We start from the raw sequence: 19,979 nt of genomic DNA on the forward strand, positions 1-19,979 counted from the left end.
TCATGAGCACCACCGACCAACGCATCGTGGCCGCGAATATCGTCCTGACCCTGGATGGCCGCTATCACGGAGCCGGCGGGCCCGGCGATATGGCCGCGATCGTCCCCTACGCCTCCACCGAGACGGCGCGAAACCACCTGGGCACCATCCACGAGAACGCGACGACCGGTGTCCTCGGCCGCGCCAACGCCGAAGGCTTCCTCGGATACTGGTCCGCCGTCGCCGTCGACGACAATGCCGATCCCCGCGATCGCGCCTACGCCAAATGGCTGCTCGACACCGAAAAGGTCATCTTCTCCACCACCGTGACCGAGATGCCGTGGGAACACGTGCGAGTCGTCAACGCCCCCGCCGCCGAAGTCATCACCGAACTGAAATCCGTTGGCACCGGCGAGATCCTGGTCAACACCAGCCCGACCATCACGAAGGCACTACTCGCGGCGGACCTGATCGACCGCCTCTACCTGCTGATCACCCCTGAGATCACCGGCGGCGGAGAGCAACTCTTCGTCGACGGCCTCCCCGCATCGCACTGGCAGCTCACCAGCCACCAGGTCGGCGAACTCGGCGAGCTCGCCGTGGTCTACGACCGCAAGCACTGAACCTGCCGATGCCCCCGACCGGTTGGACCGGGCGGGGGCATCGGGAGTGCGTCAGGTCAACGACCAGGTGCGGGCGCGGTCGCGCTGACTCCAGAAGGCGGCGTACGGGCCGGGATTGGCGAGCAGTTCCGGATGGGTGCCGTGTTCGGCGATGGAGCCGTTGTCCAGGAACAGGATCTGGTCGGCCGCCATCACGGTGTGCAGGCGGTGGGCGATCACCAGGACGGTGCGGTCGGTGGTGAGGGTGGCCAGGGCCTGGTGGATGGCCTGTTCGTTCTCGGGGTCGAGGGCGGCGGTGGCCTCGTCCAGGAGAATGACGGGCGCGTTCTTGAGGATGGCGCGGGCGATCGAAACCCGTTGGCGCTCACCGCCGGACAACGAAGTGCCGCCCTCACCCACGCGGGTGTCCCAGCCGTCGGGCAGGCGCTCGACGATCTCGGTGACGCGGGCGGCGTCGGCGGCGGCCCGGACCTCGGAGGTGGTGGCACCGGGACGGCCGAGGCGGATGTTCTCTTCGATGGTGTCCTCGAAGAGGTAGACGTCCTGGAATACCACCGAGATCCGCGACATCAGATCGGGACCCGCGAGCGCGCGAATATCGGTGCCACCGAGCAGGATTCGACCGTTGTTCACATCCCAGAAGCGCGCGATGAGCCGGCTGACGGTGGTCTTGCCGGATCCGGACGGTCCGACCAGGGCGGTGGTGGTGCCCTCGGGGATGGTGAACGAGACGTCGCGCAGCACGGGGGTGCCGTCGTAGCCGAATTCCACCGATTCGAAGCGGATCTCGTTACCGGCCGGGGTCTGCGGGGTCAGCGGCTCCGGGAGAACCGGCTCGTCCAGCAGTGCGATGATGCGGTCCAGCGCGCTACTCGCGGACTTCAGGGTGGAGCCGAGGATCGCCAATTCCGCGATGGGCTCGGTGAATCGGGCCGCCAGCACCAGCACCGCGAGCAGGGTGGCCGCGTCCAGGCCGCGATCGAGCACGAGGTAGACGCCCAGCACGATGACAATCGTGAAGGAGGTCTGCACCGCCACGCTCAAGCCGACCAGGCCCGGGACGGCAGCGGCCAGCACGCGGCGCGACGCACGATGGTCCGTGCGCAAGGCCTCGTCGAGCAGGGTGTCTTCACCGCGCCCGAAAACCCGGAGCACCGACTGCATCTGGGCGAATTCGACCACCCGTCCACCGGTCACGGCCCGAGCCTCGGCGCGCGCGACATCGGCCCGGGCGGACAGCGCCACGCTCCAGCGGTAGACCGCCACGATCAACGGAACGGTCAAGGTCAGCGCGAGCGCCAGCCGCCAGTCGAACAGGTACAAGGCGGCGACCACGGTCACGGGCGTGACGACCGTTGTCACCATGGGCCGCAACAGATGTGCGGGCACACCCATGATGTCCATGACGCTCTTGGTCGCGAGCTGACCGAGCTGACCGACGCGTTCCGCGCCGAACCAGCCGAGCGGCAGCGCGGACACGGTGTCCCCCAGCCGCTCGTGCAGCCCCTTGGACAGGGTGGCCCCGACCTGCACGCCCTGCCGCATGCTCACGTAGTAGGCGACGGCGTACAGCGTGGCCGTCACCAGCAGCAGGTACATCCACGGCCACAGCACCGAACCCGGATCGGATCCGAACAGTGCCCGCAGGATCGGCACCAGCAGCGCGAAGGCGAGACCCTGCAGCACCGCGCCGACGACGAGCACCCCGAGCATCCGCCGCAGAATCACACTCTGCTGCGGCCCAACGGCTTTCAGCAATTTCCCGATCATGCGCCCGCCCTCTCCTCGGTGCGTTCATAGGCCGCCCACATGCGGGCGTAGCGGCCGCCCGCGTCGAGCAGTTCGTGGTGGCGGCCGCGTTCGGCGATCGCCCCGTCGGCGAGCACCACGATCTGATCCGCCCGCGTCACCGTCGAGAGCCGGTGCGCGATCATGAGCACGGTCTTGCCCACGGTCAGCCGCGACAGCGCGTCCTGTACGGCCGCCTCGGACTGCGGGTCCACGTAGGCGGCGGCCTCGTCGAGCACGATGATCGGGGTGTCGGCGAGCAGTGCCCGCGCGATCGAAACCCGTTGTGCCTGACCGCCGGACAGCTGTACGTCCACACCCGAGATCGAGTCGTAGCCGCGCGGCAGTGCCGCGATCTCGTCGTGCACTCCGGCGGCGCGGGCGACCTCGATGATCTCCTCCCGGCTCGCCCCCGGCCGTGCCATGGCGATATTCGCCGCGATGCTGTCGCGAATGAGCCGCACGTCCTGGAATACGAACGCCACCCGCCGGTAGAGCTCCTCGCTCGCGATCTCGCGCACGTCTACCCCGCCGATGGTGACCGCGCCGGCGGTCACGTCCCGGAACCGCGGCACCAGCGTGGCGAGCGTGCTCTTGCCCGCACCCGACGGCCCGACCAGCGCGGTGACCGTGCCCTGGGGCAGTTCCAGATCGATACCCGACAGCACGTCATGCTCACCGTCGTAGGAGCACCGCACATCCTCGAACCGCACGGCATGCCCCTGCGGCACCTTGGGCTCCGCGGGCACCGGCAAAGGCTCCACCGCGAGGGTCTCGTTGACCCGGGCCGCAGCCGTCTTGGCAAGGCGCAGTTCGTAACTGGCGTAGAACAACGCCAGCACCGGCGCGGTCAGCCCGACACCGAGCAGCGCGAACGGCAGCAGGTCGACCGCGGCCAGCCAGCCGTTGTTGACGAAGATCGCGCCGCCGCCCAGCACCGCCGTCAGCACCGCGACGGGCGAGAGCACCACTTCCGCAGCGGTTTTGGAGTTCAGCGTCGACCGCACCCAGCCTTCGAAGAAGGTGGCGAAGTCGTCGGCGGCACGCAGGTAGCGGGTGTGCGCCCGGCGGGTCTGCCCGAAGATCTTCACCACCCCGATGCCGTGCACGAATTCCACTGCGCGACCGTTGATCTCGGTCATGGCCCGGTCGTACTCCGGCATGCGCGGCCCCATGGCGGCCATGGTCACGGTGTACAGCCCCAGCCCGACCACCAGCGGCGCGATGGTCACCAGCGTCATCGCCCAGTCCACCCAGAACAGGTAGCCCAGCGAGATCACCGGCACCACCACGGCGGAGGTGAGTTCCAGCATCGAGTGCGCCACCAGGTGGTGCATGGCCTCGACGTCGTCGGTCACGACCTTCTTGACGGTGCCGGAGTTGCGGTCGGAGAACCAGGCGAGCGGCACCTCCCGCAGCCGCCGCACCAGCCGCCGCCGAATGTCCAGTTGCAGTTCATTATCCGCGAAATGCGTGATGCCGCCCGCGGCCAGCAGCAGCACGGTTCGCACCAGCAGCGCCACCACCGCGATCACCGCCCAGCGCCACGCCTCGTGCGCCCGATCGGATCCGTGTCCGACCAGGACACGACCGAGTTCCGCGATCGCGATGAACGGCACCACGCTCGCGGCAGCGCCGAGCGCCTGCGCGAGCACCGCCGCCCGCAGTCGCCATCGAATCGGTCGCAGTAGGTCCCCCAGTGCCGGGTCTTTCTGAGCCATCGCCTCTCCGTTCATACGGCGGCGTGGATTCGCGCCGCGGCGTCGCCGAGTTCCTGCCGGCTGTGAATGCCGAGTTTGATGTAGCAGCGTTGCAAGTGGTTTTCGACTGTCCGTACGGAAATGAACAATCGCTCGGCGATCTCCCGGTTCGACATCCCCTGTGCCGCGAGGGCCGAGATCACCCGCTCGCGGCGGGTGAGTCTGTCATCGGTGTGGGTGGCGAAGGCTACGGTGGTCATCGAACTCTCCTGCTGCTCGAGCTGCTTACGGTGCGGGTAAAAATCCGCGGCGGACGAAAAACTCCGCGTAGGTGGCGAACAGGGCCGCATCGATCGCCGGGCAGGTGACGTCGGTGCCGTCGGGCCCGGTGCCGCCGAGGAATCCGCGGGTGATCTCGTCGCTGAAGGGCGGCTGTTCCTCCTGCTCCATCAGCATGGTGGTGCGGATGAGCGGGAACATCGCGTTGCTCACGTCGGCCGAGATCGCCTTGAGCCACTTGATGACGCTGACCTCTTTGAGGTCGTAACCGGCGGCGGCGATGAAATCACGGATGGCGACGGAATCGATGGCGGCCGGACCGATCTGGTGAAAGATGCCGCCCACGGCCGCGTCCTGCCGCGACACCGCGACCACGGCGGCGCAGACGTAGTCGACCGGAACCAGATTCATCTTCAACCGGAAATTGCGCGGGTAGACGCCCGCCTGAATCGAACCGATGACGAAGCGCCACACGAAATCGTTGCGCTGGCACGCCCCCGACCGCGAGTCACCCCACACCTGGGTGGGCCGGTGCACCGTCACCGGCACGCCACGATCGCGCGCCTGCGCGAGCAGCTGCTCGGCGACCCACTTGCTCTTGGTGTAGCCCAGCGGCATACCGACGGCGGGCCCGGTGACATGGTGTTCGCCGCGCGGCGTCGTGTTGTCCCCGGTCTGACCGCTGAACACGCCGGTGGTCGAAATGTGGTGCAGCGCAGCGCGGGACGCGCCCGCGAAGCGCAGCACCTCGTGGATCCCGCTGACGGTGGACTTGCGCAGCCACTTGTAGGGCGTGAGGAAGTTGACCTTGGCGGCGGTGTGGTAGACCGCGTCCACCTGACCCGAGAGCACCTGATAGTCGTCCTCGGCCAGCCCGAATCGCGGCAGCGTGATGTCGCCGGGCACGATCTCGATGCGCTCCATCGCGATCTGATCGGTGAGGTCGTAGGTTTCCAAGTTGGCGCGCAACCGATCCCGGCCCGCCTCCTCGGAGTCGGCCCGGACCAGGCAGTACACGGTCAGGTCGGCGGCCAGCAGCTCACGCAGCAGGAAGACGCCCAGGAAGCCGGTGGCACCGGTGAGCAGCACCGCCTTCGCCTGCCCGGCCGTCGTGCGCGGCGTGAAGCCCTGCACGTCGGCGGCCAGCACACTGTCCTGGGCGAGCTGGGTGGCGTCGCCCTCGATTTCGAGTGATGTCATGTCCTCGTCCTCCTCACGCCGTTTCGGCGCGTGCCTGTTCGATCGCCCCGCGCAGCAGGAACAGCGCCTGCGCGACCTCGTCGGAGGTGGCGACAATGGGTGGGATCAGGCGCAGCACCTCGGGGCGGCTCAGGCAGGTCGACACGACCAGCCCGCGTTGCGCCAGTCCGACCTGCACCTCACCGGCGAAATCCGGGGTGTGGAAGTCGATGCCCCACAACAGCCCCCGCCCGCGCACCGCGGTGACCACCGAGGGGTGATCGGCGGCGATCCCGGCGAGCCCCGCCAGCATCTCGCCGCTGATCCGCTCGCCGTCCTCGACATGCTCCTCGATGGCCGCGAGCGCCGGCGCGACCGCGGCGGTGCACAGCGGGTGGCCGGAGAAGGTCGCGGTGTGCAGCACCGGATCCGCGGCCAGTGGCGCGTAGAGCGCTTCGGAGCACACCAGTGCCGATACCGGGACGATGCCGCCGCCGAGCGCCTTGCCCAGCAGTACCGCGTCGACCGGCAGTCCGGCCGCGAGGGTCACCGAGCGTTCACCGCAGCGGCGCAGCCCGGCCTGGATCTCGTCGGCGATCACGAAGGCCCCGGCCGCTTTCGCGTCGGCGCACCACTGCGCGAGGATCGCCGGGTCCAGCACCGTGACGCCGTTCTCGCCCTGGACGGGCTCGAAAATCAGTGCGGCGACCTCGGTTTCGGCGATCACCCGGGCGACCGCGCCCGCATCGGTGGGATCGATGTGCACCGCGCCGCCCAGCAGTGCGTCCAGGTTGCCGCGGAAGCGCTCGTGGTGGGTCAGCGCGAGCGCGCCGAGGGTCTTGCCGTGGTACGAACCGCGCACGGCAATCACGGTGGACCGACCGGTCGCCACTCGGGCCAGCTTCACGGCCGCCTCGACCACATCGGCACCGCTGAGGCCGAAGTACACCTTGGGCAGCGTGCCGCCCAGGTGCTCGACCACGATTTCGGCAGCCGCGGCGGGCACCGGGTTGAGCACCGAGCGCGTCGAGGTCGGCATGACCTCGAGCTGTGCGCGCACCGCGTCGACCACGGCCGGATGCCGATGGCCCAGCAAAGCGACTGCGTAGGAACCGAAGTCGAGCGCCTCACGTCCGTCGGACAGGGTGATCCGGCAGCCGCTCGCGGCCGCCTCGACCGCGCCCTGCCCGGTAAATTTCCCGGCCAGCGCCATCGACGGGGAGAAGTGGCGCTTGACCCGCTTGAACGTGGTCTTGGCGTCGCCGGTCTTGATGTCGCTCATGGCAACTCCCCTACTGCTCGGCGTGCGCCACGACGGACCCCGCGTAGCCGTCCAGGGCCTTGGCGATGGCGGGGTGGATCATTTCGGCGACCAGCGGCATGCCGATATCGAATTCGACGCTGAGTTCCAGCTCTTCGGGGTGGATCTGCCAGTACCCCTGGTAGACCGCGAGATCGCCGTCGGTCTGACGGAATTCGATGCGCCGGTGCTCGACCGAGATCACATCCTCCTGCTCCCATTCCATCTCGGAGCCCTTGAGTTCCACCACCCAGCTGCTGGTGCGGCGAGTGCCCTCGTCGTCCAGGATCTCGACGTCGTTGACGCCGGTCATGTATTCGGGGAACGCGGCGTAGTCGAGAAGCACGCTCCATAGCTGTTCGGGCGGGCACGACATGGCGTGCCGTGAGGTCATCGAGTACACGTGGGTTACTTCCGTTCGTCGGTGGTGTCGGTCTCGCCGGACGCGCTCACCTGGATCTGCCAGTGCGAGAACAGCTTCCGCTCACCGTGCAGGTGCAGCAGGACGTCGGTGACGCGGTCGATCTCGGCTGCGCCGGTGAGCGTCTCGGTGGGATGGAAGGTGCGCCAGACGCGTTCGAGGCACAGCAGCAGCACCGCGCCGTCGGGGAACGGATCCGACAGCACCGGCGTGGATTCCACGATCAGGTGGATGATCGCGGCCCCGGCGTGCAGCGCGCAGTACTGTTCGGCGAGCCGGTAGAGCTCGGCGGACGGGCCGTAGGCGCGGCCGAGGCGCTGCTGCAGGTCGCGCTGGGCGATCGAGAGGCGATCCACCTCGCCCAGCAGCCGGTCGGCCAGGTCGGCGGACTGTTCCAGCCAGGCCCGCTGCTCGCCGTTGCGGGTCGCGGCCAGTTCGCGCAGGCGGTCGATGGCGTCGGGCAGCGCCAGCAGCACGATATCGCCGTCGCGGCAGAACAATTGCTGCTGTCCGGGGGTCCAGGTGGCGAGCTTGGCGTCGAGGTCGTACATGAGCGCGACCTTGTCGCCGGCCGCTGCCCGCTGCTGCGGGGTCGCGGTGGCCGCCCGGGTCAGGATGGTCTCCAGCTGCGCGCCCACGCTTTTCAGATTGACCACGGTATTGCCGTCGGCGAACACCGAGACCAGGATGTCGCGCAGCATCTTCTGGAAGATGCCGTAGTGCGGGTGCTCGCGCAGGTACAGCCGGGCTCCGAGCACCAACGACAGCTGTGAGAGCGTGCGTTCCAGCGTCGTGGGCACGAAGTACTTCACGATGGCCGAGAAGATCCCGGCCTGTTCCGGGCACGCCTGCAGTCCGCGCACACCGCCGGTGGCGACGGCCTCGGCCAGCAGCAGATCGGCGAAGCTCTCGGCCACCTGGCGGCGGGTGTAGGGAATCTGGGCGACCTTCTGCCCGAAGATCTCCCGGGTGACGATGAAGTCACAGGTGACCCGCAGCGCGGTATCGGTGGCCCCGAGCGCGATGCCGCTGATGACGGTGCGCGCCACCTGTGCGCTCTTCAACACCAGTTCCAGCCCTTGGCCTTCCGCGCCGATGCGGTGACTGTCGGGCACGAACACCTCGTCGAGGCGGATGCCGCTGAGGTCCAGCGCACGCAGCCCGTGCAGGCGCTCGTTGGGCACCTCGCGCACGGATCCGGCCGAGCACAAACGCTTTTCGACCGCGAACACCGACCAGTCACCGGGTCCGCCGCGCGGGCCGGTGCGGGCGTGCACGGTCACCACGTCGGCGAGGGTGGCGATGCCGATCAGCCATTTCTCGCCGGTGAGCAAGTAGCCGCCGTCGACCTTGTCGGCGCGCATGTCGTTGGAGAGCACATCGCTGCCGTGCTCGCGTTCCGACAGCCCCCAGGCCATCTTCGCGCCGTTGTTGATCATCGATACGAAACGGGTGCGCTGGTTGGGGTTGCCGCCGATCCAGGTCGGCATGAACGCCAGATCGGTGAGCATGAGCGCGGCGGCGGTGGTGGGGTCGCGGCGGGCGACCAGGCGCAGCAGCAGGAAGCCGGTCTCGACATCGCCCGCGCGGCCGCCCCATTCGGCGGGCAAGCAGTATTCGTGCACGGCGCGGCGCTGCAGTTCGCCGACGAGTTCGTGCGGGAATTCCTCGAGTTCGTCGTAGCGCAGGATCCGCTGGAACGACAGCAGGGTGGCCGGATCGTGGGGGTCGCCGAGACCGGTCTCCAGTTCCTCGGCGAGGGCGCGGTTGTGCTGCACGGTCATCGCGGCATCCGTTCGTGGTCGGCGGCCGGATCGGACTGCGGTCCGGCCAGAGGGATCGGCACGGCGGAGAACAGCTTCTGCTCGCGCCACAGCCGCGAGACGAGCGCGAATGCGGTGTCCGCCAGGGGAATCGGGAGCCGGGCGCTGCGCTCGGAGGACCGGTCCAGCAGCAGCGAGACGGCGGCCGTGAGCCAGCCGACCGCGCCCGGCGGGCAGCCGTAGAGCGAGCGCCGCCGGTTGAACCACCACAGGTGCACACAGGCCGCGGCGACGTGCAGGTGGCTGACGCGCTGGGCCAGATCCAGCTGGGCCACACCGCGATCGGGCGCCGGAAGCTCGGCCAGGGCCCGGATGTCGTTGGCCGCGACCGTCAATGCCGTCTCGAGCCAGCCCAGCTCCGAGAGCATTCGGGCCGCATCGCCTTCCAGGATGCCGCGATCGAGGACGGCGGGGTCCAGTACCGCGCGCACCTGCTCGAGCACGGCGGGCAGTGCGCCGGTAACCACGTCGCGGCGCGCGGCCAGCGCGAGCCTGGACATCTCCAGGTCGGGCAGCTCTGCGCCCAGATCGAAAGTGGCGGCGAGCAATTCGAGGTCGTGCTCGGCTTCTCGATGGCCGGTGAAGCAGTTCAACTGCATCGACACCAGTCGCAGGTTGGCCCCGGGGCTGGTGTCGAAGTAGCGGACCGCGGCATTGTCGGCGCGCAAGACGTCGAACGCGCCTGCGGGGCCCTCCCGCAGCACGCTGCGGGTGCCGAGCACGTCGGCGCAGCGTGCGAACACCTCTTCCGAGAGTCCGGTGAGGACCGTTTTCAAGGTGCCCGACCAGAGGCTCTGCGCCTCCGGGAAGGTGTGCAGGGCACGCACGCAGCCGAGAGCCGCTGCGTCACAGGCGATCAGCGCGGCGGCAGCGGTGCCGAGCTCACGGCGGTTGGCCTGATGGTTGTCTACCGGCCGATTCGCGACCACGTGCCCGCGGGCGAAGTCCATGGTCAGCCGCAAGGCGCTGTCCGCGCCCGCGAGGTTGGCGGCCGTGCTGGTGGCGCGCACCAGCTGCATCGCCTTCATGGCCGTTTCCATGCCGCGCCCGCGCTGCCCGACCATGGCCTCGGCGGCGACCGGGACCTCGTCGAAATGGATTTCGGCGTATCGCGCGCCGCGCATGCCGGCGACCAGCTGGAAGCGGACGGTCGCACCGGAATCGGCGGTGCGCGCAGACAATTCGAGCGGGTGATCCAGCAGCACCGCACTGAACGCGGCCGGACCGCGCCCGCCGGTGTGCGCGATCACCAGCGCGGCCTCGGCGTCGCCACCGAAACCGACGAGCCACTTCGCCCCGTTGAGCAGCCAGCCGTCGGCGGCGGGGGTCAGGGCGCAGGTGTTGGCCAGCAGGTCACTGCCGTGGTCTGGTTCGGAGAAGGCGAAACCGATGGAACGGCCGCCACGCAGCAACTCCACCACCCGGTCACGCTGGGAGTCCGTGCCTGCCAGCAGGACACAGGTGGTGGCGGTGATGTCGATCATGGTGGCGGGCATGACGGTCAGATCGCGCCGGGCCGCGACCCGCACCAGGGCGAAGGTCTCGTCGTAGCGGGCCAGTTCGCCGCCGAACGCCGCCGGGACGTAGGACATGCGCAGCGTCGGCCCGGCCGCGGCGGCCAGGGCTTCGGGCTGCGCGCCCGATTCCGCCCGGGTCACCATGGCCGCGAAGCCGCACGCATTGTGCGGGTCGGTGGGATCGCCGAGGGCGGCCTCCAGGGTCGCCGCCGCCGAATACAGCGGTGCGGCAGCGACTTCCGAGACGGCGGTCACCGCTCGAGCTCCGGCTCGGCCGGAGCGGGACGGTAGTCGGTGCAGCCGCGCGACATCCGCACGCCGGCCAGTGCCAGCTGCTGCACCCGGGTCGTAAAGGCCGCTCCGGCAAGGAGATTGCGGGCGACATCGACCACGCGGCGGTTCTCGGCGGCGGCCAGGTAGGAGCCGCGCACCCATTCGTTGAAGCTGCCCATCGCCGGGCCGCACCAGATCTGGTAGTCCAGGGCGCGGTCGGCGTCCCCGACCACGGCCCAGCGCGAGGCCATGCCCAGGTACCACCGGAAGATGAGCGCCATCTTGCGTTTCGGGTCGCCGGCGGCGCGGGTCAGCTGGTCGGGGTCGCGGCGGGTGAAGTATTCGACCACGTCCTGCCACACCTCGTCGACGGTGCGGCGCAGGATCTGGCGCTCCAGCTTGGCCAGCTCGTCGGCGGGCAGCGCGTCCAGACCCGGGTAGGCGGAATACAGTTCGTAGAGGCGCTTGGCGCGCATCGCGAACATGGTGCCCTTCTTGAGCACCTGCAGTTCCACACCCAGCTCGAACATGTCTGCGGCGGGGGCCATTTCGACGTCGGCGACGCCGGCCTGGCACAGCACGTGGCGGACTTCGCTGGAAGTGCCCGCCTCCAGGCAGGACTGGTTGACCGAGCCGGTGACGATGTAGTCGGCACCCATGGCGAAGGCCGCGGCGGCGGCGGTGGGTGTGCCGAGGCCGCCGGCAGCGCCGACGCGGACGTCGAAGGGCAGGCCGAGCTCGTGACGCAGCTGGTCGCGCTTGCGCACCAGCGACGGGAACAGGGTGGTCAACGGGCGGCGGTCGGTGTGGCCGCCCGAGTCGGCCTCGGCGGTGATGTCGTCCGCCAGGGGCACCAGCTTGGCCAGCTCGGCCTGTTCGGCAGTGACCAGTCCCGCCGCGACCAGTTCGGCGACCATGGCCTCCGGTGCCGGGCGCATGAACTTCTCGGCCACCTCGGCGCGAGAAACCTTGGCGATCACCCGGTTCTTGATGAGCACCCAGCCGTCGGCGGAGCGTTCCAGCCCGGCCACGCGGTAGCGCACGATGTTCGGGGTGACGTCCATGAACGCGGACGCCTCGACGCAGCGCACCTCGTAGCGCAGGAACAACTCCACGGCCGCACGCTCCAGCTCGGCCTCACTGGGGCTGTGAATCAGGTTGGCGGCGTACGGAAGTCCGGGAATTTCGGCCGCGAAGCGCTGCAAGGCCGACTCCACCCGTGACGGCAGCAGTCCGGCCGCGCCGAAGGAGCCGAGGTATCCGGCCCGAGCCAGCGCGATGACATAGTCCTCCGAGGCGATGCCACCGGCCATCGCGCCACCCATGTAGGCGTACTTCACGCCGTGGTGGGCACGAAAAGCGCTGGAGCCCAGGGTTTCCGCGGGCAGCGGTCCGATGGCGGCGACCACGTCGGCGTCGTCGAGGGGCCGGCCCGCGCTCAGACCGATGCTGTCGGGCGTGCGGACCACGTAGACCGGCGACTCGAGTTCGGTGAGGGTGTCGTAGCAGCCCTGCGGGCTGGTGTGGACTGTGGGCTCGACGAAATCGTCGGTTCCGATGGTGATGCTCATCGTTCGTCCTCTCGACGGTTGTGCACCTCAACGGCGATGTCGGTGATCTCGTAGATGCGCATGCCCGGCTTCCAGACATTCGCGTCGGCGATGACCAGCGCGCGATCACCTTCGCGCCGGATTTCCTTGATGTGCAGGTCGAAGGTCATCGGGCCCTCGGTCCGCAGGATCTGACCGCGGTACTTCCAGGTCATGGGCACGCCCACCGGCATGGCGAACACCGGATCGGCGAACTCGGCGCCCAGGTCGGCCTCGATGGCGTAGACCTGCAGCGCCTGGATCAGCGCCTCCACGCCCAGCGAACCGGGCATGACCGGGTCGCGGTAGAAGTGGCATTCGAAATACCAGTCGTCGTGGTCGATTTCGCGGTGGCCGCGCAGGTAGCCCTGCTCGTACTTGCCGCCGCCGGCGACCAGGTCGACGGTGTCGACCATGCGCAGGTGGCCGTCTGCCAGGCGCAGGCCCTCGCGGGTGAACCAGTCGTCGGCGCTGCGCACGGCCAGGGTGCGAATCGCGGTGGCGGGCAGGCTGTCCTGCGTATCGAGCCAGGGCGCCACATACTTGCCGCCGTCGAGGCCGACCTGGTTGGCCAGGGCGTCGGCGGTGTGATAACCGAACATGGACTCGCCCTTGTAGATCAGCTCGCCGTCGGCGAACAGTTCGTACTGGAACTTCTGCAGCGAGGTCCCGGGCATGACCTGGTTGAAGGTCATGCGCGAATGCTGGCGAATCGTCTTGCCGCGCAGGTCGACCTGCTTGACCACGGTCGCGGTGCCGTCCAGGTTGCGGATATTGAGTTCCTGGTCCGGGGTGGCCAGGGTCGCGCCCTGGTAGTAGCCGAGCAGGATCGCGGCCTGCAGGGAGGACTCCATGTAGACGGCGTTCGGCATTCCGGGGAAGGAGTTCTCGTGGAAGTACCAGGCTTCCGGCGGGCAGTCGTATTCGGTCTCCATGGTGGAGCCGGACTTCAAAACCCCGCGCACGCCGCTGAATCGCATGATCCGGTCGACGAATCGGAAGTCCCCGTTGGGGATGTAGGGGGCCTTGCGGTCGGCGTAGATCTCGAACTCCGGGCCCATGGCGGTGGCCAGGTCGCCCTTGGCGGCGTGGGCGAGGTGCAGTTCGTTGATGAACGCCGGTTCGCCCTGGGCATTGCGGCGGCCGAGAAACGCCGGGATGCCGCCGGTTTCGGGCCGGTAGTGGGTGCCCGGCTTCTCCTTCACCTGCACGCCGAAGTTCTGCATGCTGATCATCGGCTTGTCGCCGTCGTAGACGACGATGTCGGCGATGACGGTCGGGCGCGGCAGCATGGTCAGCTTGGTGATCTCGACGTGGTAGCGGATCGACTCGTGCCGGGGCGTGATCTGCCCGCGCACCTTCACCTGGGTCTTGAGCCCCGGGACCGCCTGGAACTCGGCGTCCGGCAACACCAGATGCATGCCCAGGTACATGGCGTACACCTGCAGCAGCTGCACGCCACCCTCGGCCACCAGGGAACCGGCCAGCACCGGGTCGCCCGGGAAGTGGCACTTGAAGTACCAGCCCTCAGGGTCGAGGTGCTTCACAGCGCTGATCTCACCGATCCCGCACGGTCCGCCCAGGCGGTCGATCTCGGTGATCTCGTCGATCATGCGCAGCATCGAATCCGGCAGGCGCAGTGAACGATTGGAGCCGTCGGCGGTCTGATCCCAGGCCGGGCCGAAGACCTCCGCCGGGCGGCCCTGGGCCAGCAGGTCCAGATCCGTACCCGAGAGCGCGGTGCGCTCGGTGCGGGCCAGCGGCTTGAACCAGGTGCGGGTCATGGCCTCCCGGCGCTTCCGGTCCGCGCCGCTGGTCACCACCCCGAGCGAATTCTCCAGCTCCGCCGCCGCGAAGAACCCGGCGCACGCGTTGAGCAGCTCCAGGATGAGCACGCCGTCGGCGTAGCAGCGGTAGTTGAAGAAGAACAGCAGACTGTCGCCGTTCCACACGAAGCGCGCGATATTGATCTCGTAGCGCAGCGTCTGGCCCTCACGCGGGAGACCACCGTGGAAGACGAGCTCGCTATCGAGCAGACGATAGACCCGTTCGCCCTTGTTACGGAAGTCGATCCCGAGATAGCTGATCAACAGCAGATCGCACTGCCCGGCCTCGATGGTGACCGCACACGGCACCAGACCGTCGACGCTGTACCAAGCCCCGACCGGAACGTCATACTCCGTCGTGATCGACGCAGGCTCGTAAACCCCAGGCGTGCCGTTGATTTCAGTGACGCGGGTAACGAAGTGATACGGCGGCTCCGGCAACCGCACCCGCACCGGATAGGTGTCGTACTCGGCGAAATCGGGCCCGAAGACATTGGCCACCTTGCCGGAAGCGAACTCCAGCAACTGCGCCTCATCCCAAACCACCGTCCGAGACTGCGAGACGAGGTCTACCGAAGAAACCGGCGCCGTCTGCGACCCGGTCGCGCTGCCGGTTGCAGGCGCGGAGCTGTCTGCCGGCGCGATACCTTCCGCGGGCGTGGTGGCAGCTGAGGGCCCAGTGGCCGCTGAGGGCGGGGTGGGCGGCAGGCCGCGACCGGCTTCGAGTGCTTCCAGGCTCGCGTGGGCCAGCGCGCCCTGCACCCGCAGGAAGGATTCGTGGGCGTCGAAGACGGTGCGGCGCATGGGTTGCAGCACCCGAGTGCGCGCTGCGATCACGTGTGGGGCGGACTGGGACGTGGCCACGGCATCTCCGGTGGGGGCATTCTGCGAACTCGGGAGGTGAGCGGCCGCGGCGGGAGCGGCACCGGTGAAGGCAGCAGCCACCTGTGTGGCAGCCGCGTCCGAACCGGGGCCATAGGCAGCCGCCGAGTGGGAGGCGGGGCCGTGCGAACCGCGACCGTGGGCAGCCTCCGAGTGGGCGTGGGAGGCGTGCGAGCTGGGACCATAGGCGGCCGCCGGGTGGGCGTCGGAGGCGTGCGTGGCGGGACGGTAGTAGTCCGCCGCGGTGGGGAGATCTGTGGGGCGGCGTTGGGGCAGGTACACGAAGGGGTCTCCCTCGATGACGATGGCGTCCGGGTCGATGGTGATCGGGAGTAGTACGTGTGCCTCGGCCTCCTGGGCTGCGCGGCGCGCGTTCGCTTCGGCGAGAATGGGGTGGGCGCGTTCGCGGACGCGCTCGACCAGGGATTCGCCGCCGCAGGTGACGGTGGCGCGGAAGGCCGGGCGGGACTGCTCGGGGGCGGGCGGGAAGAGGCGGTCCAGGCGGACGTCCACGCCGTGGCTGACCAAGCGGGCCAGGGCGGCGCACACGGCCTGTCCGGTGGACATGCCCCGGCGATCGACGGCGACCGCGACATGCTCGCGGGCCCCGAGGGTTTCGCCGATCCAGCGGGTGCAGGTGGCTCCGGGACCGACCTCGATGAAGACCCGGAAGCCGCGTTCGTAGGCGGTTTCGGTGAGCTTCGCGAAATCGACGGTGGTGCAGAGTGTTTCGGCGATGCGGTCCGAGATCACCGAGCGGTCCGAGACATCGACGGTGCCGTAGTCGAAGCTGGAGAGCAGTTCCAGGTTCGCAGCGGGGGCACCCAGCGGGTGGTCGTTGAGTGCGGCGAACTGCGCGCGCTCGGATTCGACTACCGCGCAATGCATCACGTGGTTGGCCGGGGCCTTGGCGGCCTTGCAACCCAACCGGGCGATGAGCTCGCGCACCTGCTCGGGGAACCCGGCCACCACCACTTCACGCGGGGTGTTGACATGGGTGAGGTACACCCGGTCCAGGCCGGGCATCGCCGCGCGAACCTCCTCGGCACCGGCCAGCAGCACCTGGGTCGTCCACACATCGCGATCCGGCGTGGATTCCGGCAGCTGCCACACCGAGCGAACCAGCCGCTTCGGCCCGCGCAACTGGTCGATGAACAGCGGTGAGCGGGTCAGCGGCGCATCGTCGCGCACCGCTGCATCCCACGCGTCCACAGCGAAGAGCATGCTGCTCTCCCCCAGGCTGTACCCGAACCCGCCGTCCTGCCGAATCCCCAACGCGTCCCGCAACATCCGGGTCGTCAGCACCGCGGAGTTGGTGCCGATGGCCAGCATGGTCGGAATGGACTCGATCAACTCACCCTCGTGCCGCATCAGCGCGGCACGGTCGACACCCAGCGAACCGCTCGGGAACAGCGCCGAATGCTTGTACTCCGCCCACGGCGTGCGGGCATCACGCTCGAATTCCGTGAGCAGGCCGGGGAAGACCGTGAACAGGTCACGCCCCGCACCCGGGTAGGAGGTGAAAGCTCCGGGATAGACGAACGCGACTCGCCCCTCGGCCCCGACCGGACGGGAGGTGCAGTAACTGCCCGACGGCGTCGTCCAATCCCGCCCTTCAGCAATGGTTTCCGGCAGATGCTTGATGGCAGAGGCAAGCTCCCGGCGCAGTCCGTCCGCGTCGGCGGCGACAATCGCGGCGACGTACCGCCCGACCCGTTCGGCCGCGACCCGCTGCCGGGCCAACTCGAGCGGCGTCGCGCCATCGTCCAGGGCCGCCAGGCACGCCAAGGCGGCAGCGGCGAGGTCGGAGGCGCTGTCACCGGAGAGCGGGATGAGCAGTGGGGCAGTGGATCCCGACCAGTCGACCGTGTCGATCGTGGGTCGCGCAGGCGGCGCGGAAACGACGATGTGCGCTGCGGCCGGTCCGTCGACCGCGTGTACGGCTGCCACCAGGCGGTCCGCCGCACGGCGGCCGAGCCACGGCACCGGGCCGTCGAGCAGACGCAAGGCCGAATCGCCGAATTCCGCCGCCGTTTCGGCCAGCTCGTGCAGATCGGAGGCGGCGGGCGGCAGTTCCCGATGCCGCAGGCTCAACGCGGCACTCACGAGACCGACCAGCACGCCGGCCTGCTGGGTGTCGCCCACCAGCGGAACAACGCCGGCCAATGCGCAGGCCGGCGCATCCGGTCCGCGATCGCCGTAGATCCCGGCGAGCACGGCCAGGTCACCGTCGGTGACACCGCCGACCAGCTCCACATAGCCGACGTCCGCAGCCGTGAGACCACGGCCTACCAGCGCCGAATCCACTCGGCGCGTGAATGATTCGCTGCCACCAGCGCCGATCACCACGGCGTCGATGGTCAGTGCGGATGCCCCGGATCCGGCCCCCGACCCAGAGTTCCCGGGCACCGGGTCGGCGGAATCGAGCGCCGGCTCCGCCGTGCTGCGCGCCGCCGCTGCGGTGCTGCGGGCCGGTTCAGCGGTACTGTTTGCCAGGTCATCGCCCCTGCGGGCCGGGTCGGGCGTGCTGTGGGCCGGGTCGGTGGTGGTGGGCGTGGGGCCCGCCACAGCCCGGGTGAGGACCAGTGCGGCGGCGCCGTCGCCGAGGGGCGGGCGGGTGCCGTTGGCGAGAGTGGTTCGGGTCAGGGTGTTCTCGTAGCCGGCGGCGAGTTCGACGCCGCCGACGAGGACTGCTTCCACGGTGGGGTCGAGGAGGAGTAGGCCCGCGACCTCGAGGGCGCGGGCGCCGCCGGTGGCGTCGGCGGAGACGGTGAAGGCGGGACCGGTGAAGTTGTGGGCGGCGGCGATGCGGGCGGCCATGACGTTGCCGATGTAGCTGAGGACCTCGTTTGCGCCGATCGGGTCGTGTACGCCGGCGCGGACGGCGGCCTCGAGGCGGTCGAGTTCGGCGGTGGTGAGATCCAGTCCGGTGCGGGTGCATTCGGCTCGTACGTGGGCGCCGATGTCGAAGCGGGCGCGGTGCGCGACCGAGCGGGGCTCCATTTCCATGGCGACGACCACGCCGATGCGACGTTCGGTGCGGTCCTTGGCCGGGACGGTCAGTCCGGCGTCGGCCAGTGCCTCTTCGGCGGCCTCGAACAGCAGCAGGTGTTGCGGATTCGCCTGGGCGAGTTCGGCGGGCGGCATCCGGTAGCCCCGGATGTCGACCTCGACGGTGTTCACGTAGCCGCCGGCGGCGTCGGTCTCCAGCTCGGTGATGCCGAGCGATTCCGCGCCGTACCAGCGGGTTTCGGGGCGTTCGGCCAGCGTCGGGCGGCCACCGCGGCGGACCCGCCGCAAGGCCGCGACACCGGCGACCTCGCCGATCCGCACGCCCAGCCCTTCGATCGCCATGCGGACCGGTTGCGGCACCTCCGACTTCGCTTCCGACACCGTCGATTCCGATTGCGGTACAGCCGATTCCGGCGGCGACGGGACGGTGTCGGTGAGGACGAGGTGCGCGTTGGTGCCGCCGAATCCGAAGGCGGATACACCGGCTCGGCGCGGACGCTCGGGGTCGCCCGGCCACGGCTGATTCGCCGTCACCAGCCGGTCGGCGGCGGTCTCCGCGCCGGCGGGCCGGATGGGTTCGGTCGCGGTCGGCGTCGCGGGAATCGTGCCGTGGCGCATGGCCAGAATGGCCTTCAGGACACTGGTGAATCCGGCCACGGTGAGCAGGTGGCCGACGTTGCCCTTCACGGAGCCGAGCAGCGGCACCCGGTCCGCGCCGAAGAATTCGGTCAGGCCGCGCAATTCGATCGGGTCTCCCACGGGGGTGCCGGTGGCGTGGCATTCGATGTAGTCGACGGTGTGCGGGTCCACTCCCCCGGTGTATGCCTGCCGGTAGGCGGCGAGCTGACCGGAGATGTTGGGCACCAAGGGATGTGCGCCCGCACCGTCGTTGCCGAGCCCGATGGACTCGACCACCGCGTGGATGCGGTCGCCGTCGCGCACTGCGTCGGCGAGCCGCTTGAGCACGACCACGCCCGCACCCTGGCCGGTGACGATGCCGGAGGAAGCAGCGTCGAACGGCTGGCTGATCCCGTTGCCCGGGTAGGCGTGCAGATCGCTGAAGGACAGGTGGATGAGCAGCGGGTCGGGGGCGCACACCGCGCCCGCCAGCACCACGTCCGCCGCGCCGGTGGCGAGGTAGTCGCGGGCCAGGCTCATGCTGTAGAGCGCCGAGGAGCAGGCCGCGTCCAGCGCCAGTCGCGGGCCGTGCAGGCCGAGTGCATCGGCCACCACGGTGGTGGGCAGCCCGGACGGCCACAGCGAGCGCACCGGCTCGGCGGGCTGCCAGGGCGAAGAACCCTTGTCGGGCAAGGGAAGTCCGGCCTGCCGCAGGCCACGGCTGACGCCGTCGCGGAAGAACGGCAGGCACAGCGCGACCGATTGCTCGGTCGGGAAGGAGTAGTTGCCGAGGACGAGCCCGGTGCGGTCGAGCACCGGGTCGTCCTCGGTGATACCGGCGTCGGCCAACGCCTGCCGGATCGCGTACAGCGGCCACCGCACCACCGCGCCCAGGCCCTCGACGGTCTGCGCGTCGATGCGCAGTCCCTCGTGGTCCATCGCGGGCTCGGTCACGAAACCGCCACGCACGGCGGTGATCTCGTGGGTCTCGTCACCCCAGCCGCCCGGGGTGGCCGGGTCGGTGCCGAAGGTCTCGGCACCGCCCGCCCGCCGCAGGTCGGCACCGGCGAGGAGGTTGTCCCAGAACTGCTGGGGCGTATTCGCGCCAGGGAGGAGGCAGCCGATGCCGACGATGGCGATCGGCGTACCGCTGTAGGTGTCCGACATGGA

11 protein-coding genes are annotated in these 19,979 nt (G+C 69.4%); 1 reads left to right on the forward strand and 10 read right to left on the reverse strand.

Annotated elements, in window-relative coordinates; all coding sequences use genetic code 11:
• The first annotated feature begins 2 nt into the window (after nt 1–2).
• The gene (locus ACFXHA_RS34380) at nt 3–602 is read left to right on the forward strand and encodes a dihydrofolate reductase family protein (RefSeq protein ID WP_379363603.1); all 600 of its coding nucleotides are present in this window, start codon (nt 3–5) and stop codon (nt 600–602) included.
• Between the two features lie 51 nt (nt 603–653).
• On the opposite strand, the gene ACFXHA_RS34385 is transcribed toward ACFXHA_RS34380, so the two are convergent.
• Genes ACFXHA_RS34385 through ACFXHA_RS34430 form a run of 10 tightly spaced genes read right to left on the reverse strand, consistent with a single transcriptional unit; the run spans nt 654 to nt 19,976 of the window.
• A complete protein-coding gene (locus tag ACFXHA_RS34385) occupies nt 654–2,372 on the reverse strand; it encodes an ABC transporter ATP-binding protein (protein ID WP_379363605.1) in 1,719 nt (572 codons plus the stop codon).
• Nucleotides 2,369–4,111, reverse strand: a complete 1,743-nt coding sequence (locus tag ACFXHA_RS34390; RefSeq protein WP_379363607.1) for an ABC transporter ATP-binding protein — start codon at nt 4,109–4,111, stop codon at nt 2,369–2,371. Before ACFXHA_RS34390 ends, ACFXHA_RS34385 begins: the two co-directional genes overlap by 4 nt.
• Nucleotides 4,112–4,122: 11 nt before the next feature.
• Nucleotides 4,123–4,350 carry a response regulator transcription factor gene (locus ACFXHA_RS34395; protein ID WP_379363609.1) on the reverse strand — a complete coding sequence of 76 codons (228 nt, stop codon included), beginning with the start codon at nt 4,348–4,350 and terminating at the stop codon, nt 4,123–4,125.
• A gap of 25 nt (nt 4,351–4,375) precedes the next feature.
• Nucleotides 4,376–5,569 (reverse strand): thioester reductase domain-containing protein, encoded by a 1,194-nt coding sequence (locus ACFXHA_RS34400; RefSeq protein WP_379363611.1) that lies wholly within the window; start codon nt 5,567–5,569, stop codon nt 4,376–4,378.
• Nucleotides 5,570–5,582: 13 nt separating this feature from the next.
• Complete coding sequence (locus ACFXHA_RS34405; RefSeq protein WP_379363613.1) at nt 5,583–6,830, reverse strand: aspartate aminotransferase family protein; 1,248 nt, start codon at nt 6,828–6,830, stop codon at nt 5,583–5,585.
• A 10-nt stretch (nt 6,831–6,840) separates the two neighbouring features.
• Nucleotides 6,841–7,242 (reverse strand): type II toxin-antitoxin system RatA family toxin, encoded by a 402-nt coding sequence (locus tag ACFXHA_RS34410; RefSeq protein ID WP_379363615.1) that lies wholly within the window; start codon nt 7,240–7,242, stop codon nt 6,841–6,843.
• A 14-nt stretch (nt 7,243–7,256) separates the two neighbouring features.
• Nucleotides 7,257–9,053, reverse strand: a complete 1,797-nt coding sequence (locus ACFXHA_RS34415) for an acyl-CoA dehydrogenase family protein (RefSeq protein WP_379363617.1) — start codon at nt 9,051–9,053, stop codon at nt 7,257–7,259.
• Complete coding sequence (locus tag ACFXHA_RS34420; RefSeq protein ID WP_379363619.1) at nt 9,050–10,864, reverse strand: acyl-CoA dehydrogenase; 1,815 nt, start codon at nt 10,862–10,864, stop codon at nt 9,050–9,052. The genes ACFXHA_RS34415 and ACFXHA_RS34420 overlap by 4 nt, the downstream gene beginning before the upstream one ends.
• A complete protein-coding gene (locus tag ACFXHA_RS34425) occupies nt 10,861–12,453 on the reverse strand; it encodes a PfaD family polyunsaturated fatty acid/polyketide biosynthesis protein (protein ID WP_379363621.1) in 1,593 nt (530 codons plus the stop codon). Before ACFXHA_RS34425 ends, ACFXHA_RS34420 begins: the two co-directional genes overlap by 4 nt.
• Complete coding sequence (locus ACFXHA_RS34430; protein ID WP_379363623.1) at nt 12,450–19,976, reverse strand: beta-ketoacyl synthase N-terminal-like domain-containing protein; 7,527 nt, start codon at nt 19,974–19,976, stop codon at nt 12,450–12,452. Before ACFXHA_RS34430 ends, ACFXHA_RS34425 begins: the two co-directional genes overlap by 4 nt.
• Nucleotides 19,977–19,979 lie beyond the last annotated feature (3 nt).

The organism is Nocardia sp. NPDC059240 (assembly GCF_042753865.1).
Lineage (GTDB): Bacteria > Actinomycetota > Actinomycetes > Mycobacteriales > Mycobacteriaceae > Nocardia.